The sequence below is a fragment of the Halochromatium sp. genome (assembly GCF_054919635.1).
The window spans coordinates 1-3,108 of sequence record NZ_JBUDPI010000406.1 but is presented as its reverse complement, the minus strand read 5'-3'; the positions used below and the strand labels follow the sequence as shown (position 1 = coordinate 3,108).

Annotated in this window: 2 protein-coding genes; both read right to left on the bottom strand. The window is 64.8% G+C overall.

All coding sequences use genetic code 11. The features are described 5' to 3' along the window. The coding region (locus ACY693_RS17390; RefSeq protein WP_462323071.1) for an alpha-amylase family glycosyl hydrolase at positions 1–1,316 on the bottom strand (1,316 nt) is incomplete at its 3' end. A gap of 155 nt (positions 1,317–1,471) precedes the next feature. Beyond that, the coding region (locus ACY693_RS17385) for a malto-oligosyltrehalose synthase (protein WP_462323070.1) at positions 1,472–3,108 on the bottom strand (1,637 nt) is incomplete at its 5' end.

The following is a 3,108-nucleotide window of genomic DNA, read 5'->3' as shown; positions in this document are numbered from 1 at the left end:
CCACAGTTCTCGGTCTCGGCCCGGTTTTCAGCTGGGTTGTCCGTCTCGTCGTCAGCGCTGGCGTTGAAGGCTGGCGTGATCTCCTGCAGCTGGTCCGCAGCGCAGGCGCGGACCTCGGTGAGTCGATCGCGGCTGTACTCCTGCGTCTCCTCGGGGTCCGGATTGATCAGTACGGCGCTGTGCTGCGCCTGCCGGGGCGAGCGTCGCAGTAGTCCAACCACCGGCTCGTCGACGGCGGTGAAACGCTCCTGTGCACCCTCTTCGTTCAATACTGGGGTCTTGGCCTTCATGGCGTTGACCTGAGCGATGAAATCGCGGATGTCGAAGCTCGGCTCCTCCCAGTGCTCGGGGCGGGTCTCGACCACGTGTAGACCGCGGCGGAAGCCGAGCTCATAGCCGATCGGCATCATCACGCCGGTCGAGAAGACCGCTGCGAATAGGTACCAGAACCGCGACTCGCGGCTGTCGCCATCGGCGTCATCGGCTAAGCGGGTGGTGTCGTGGCTCTCCGGGAAGGCGACGGATGGGGCCAGATCGCGAAACGTCTGATACTGATCGAGTAGCCAGTCGGCGCGGAAGTCCCACCATTTGGCGCTATTGAACAGATAGTCGAAGCCAGCCGGTCGCAACTGCTCGATGTCGTCGGGCGGCGCGCCGAGGGTCTCGGCGAAGAATCTGGTCTCCGGTGCGCTGTTGCGGGCGCGCTCGATCAGGATCTGCCAGACCCTGCCGGGTAGTTGGTAGGCGGCGTCGCAGCGGAAGCCGCGAAAGCCGAGCTGGATGTAATGGCGGATGACCTCGGAGAAGAAGTCGATCATCGCCTCGCGCTCGGGCCGCTCGCTGTAGTCGAGCTGGGCCAGGTCCTCCCAGACGGTGACGATCTCGGGGTTGTCGAGATCGGTCGCCGAGGGCGAGTGCACCGAGCCGTCGTCGTCATGGACGTACCAGTCCGGATGCTCGGGGACCAGGTCGGAGTCGATCGCGGTATGGTTGACGACCAGATCCATCATCACGCCGATCCCGGCGTCGCTGGCGGCAGCGGTGAAGGCCCTGAGTCGCTCGCCGTTGTCGCCGTCGTCGTCATCATCGCTGTCGCTCTCGCCACGCAGCGCTGGGTGCAGGCGATAATAGTCCTTGACCGCATAGAGGCTTCCGGACTCACCCGGCAGGTGAAAGGGATTGACGAAGACCCAGTCGAAGCCCATCCGGGCGATCTCGGGCAGCCGCTCCGTCCAGCGCTCGACCGGACCGAGCAGGGTCGGGAACAGGTTGTAGATGCGCGGGCCTTGGGGGAGAGAGGGTTGCTTCGATGGCATCTCGGCGTGTCCTGAATGGCTGGGGCGATGATTGTCGATACCGATCGATCGCTACGCTGGCGCTCTCGACTGAAAGACGGCTGCTGAGCACGCGGTTGCTGATCACGCGGTCGGCTCGTCCTGACGAGCTTGGCTGGCATAGCGCAATCGGCTGGTCATAACGCGCTGGTCTTCAGCAGCCCGACCGGGAATCGGCGCAAGACCCTGCTAGCGCGAAGGGCTTGACGGCCTTGGTACTGCTCGGTCTCAAGCTGCCAGTTTGGCCTCGCGTTTGTGCTGCGCTCGGGGCTGGTCTCTGGGCTGGTCTCTGGACCGTTCCCTAGGCCGCCCCCTGGACGATTCTCTGCGCGGCTTTCAGCGCCGCTGTCCATGCCGCCTAGGACATCCTCGAGCCGCGCGGCCGGGATCGAGATCCAGGTCTCGTCCCAACCGGGGTCTTGCAATGGATCGATGTAGCCGTTGCTTGAGGCGGTAGCACGAGGGTTGGTGGACGGGCCGGGATCATGGTCGTGGCCGGCATCGGGACCGAGCCCGGAGTCGTCGGCGGTGACGGTGGTGGAGCGCTCGCTGGCCGTCTGCTCATTGGTATCGTCGTGACCGACGTTGGCCAGCTCGCTCAGGCCCGCAAGCAGGCGCGGCGCAATGACCACCACCGACTGACCCTGATGGCTGCGACTGAAGACGCAGAGGCGATGCGCATGCGGGCCTTCGACGGTCAGTGGCGAGTACTCACCATGGGCGAAGAGCTCGGGCAGCTGCTCGCGCAGTAGCAGCAGGCGGCGGATCAGGTACAGCTTGGCGCGGCCGTCGCTGAGGTTGTTGCTCAGCTCCTGTGGTCCCAGCTGCTGTGCGCTCGACGGTTGTGGGCTCAACGCCTGCGTGCTCAGTGCCGGCTGGCTCGATGTCTGCCTGCTCATTGACCCTGAGCTCAGCGCCTGTGAGCGCAGTGGCTGTGGGAGACCTTCCGCTGTCTCGCCGGCATCATCGAGGCCAGCAAGCCTATCGAGTTCACTGAGCCAATGGCGACGGCGCTCGAAATCCACCGGGCGGCGATTATCGGGATCGACCAGGCTGAAGTCCCACAGCTCGCAGCCCTGATAGAGGTCGGGTAGTCCCGGCGAGGTCAGTCGCAGCAGGGTTTGAGAGAGGCTGTTGAGCAGGCCGAGCTGGGCGACGCGCTGCTGGAATGGGATGAAATCCTCGAAGAAGGCACTGCTGCGCTCGCGATCGAGCACGGCATCGATAAAGGCTTCGAGCGTGGCCTCATAATCGGCGTCGGCATTGGTCCAGGCGGTGTGGACCTTGGCCTCCTTGACCGCCTTGCTCATATAAGCCTGGATGCGCTCGCGAAGCTGTTGCCAGCCTCGGTCGTCGGGTGTCTGCAAGGGCCAGACACCGAGCAAGGTCTGATAGAGCAGATACTCGGTGTTGGCATCGGGCCAGATCACCGCATCCGCGCCGAGTGGGTCTCGGCCCTCGCCGCTGCGGCGAAAGCGTCGATTCAGTTGTGCCCAGCGCTCGACATGCTCTCGCCAGGCGAGCGGCAGCTCGGAGAGGACGTGCAGACGCGAGCGCAGATCCTCGGAGCGCTTGCTGTCGTGGGTCGATCCGGCCAACATCGCATGCGGCCATTGGGCTTGGCGTCGCTCGTTGGCGCGGTGGAAGCTTTCGAGCGAGAGCCCGAAGCGCTCAGGGTTGCCGCCGACCTCGTTGAGCGAGCTGAGCCGGTGCCAGCGATAGAAGCTGGTGTCTTCGACGCCCTTGGCGGTGACCGGACTGCTGTACTGCTGGA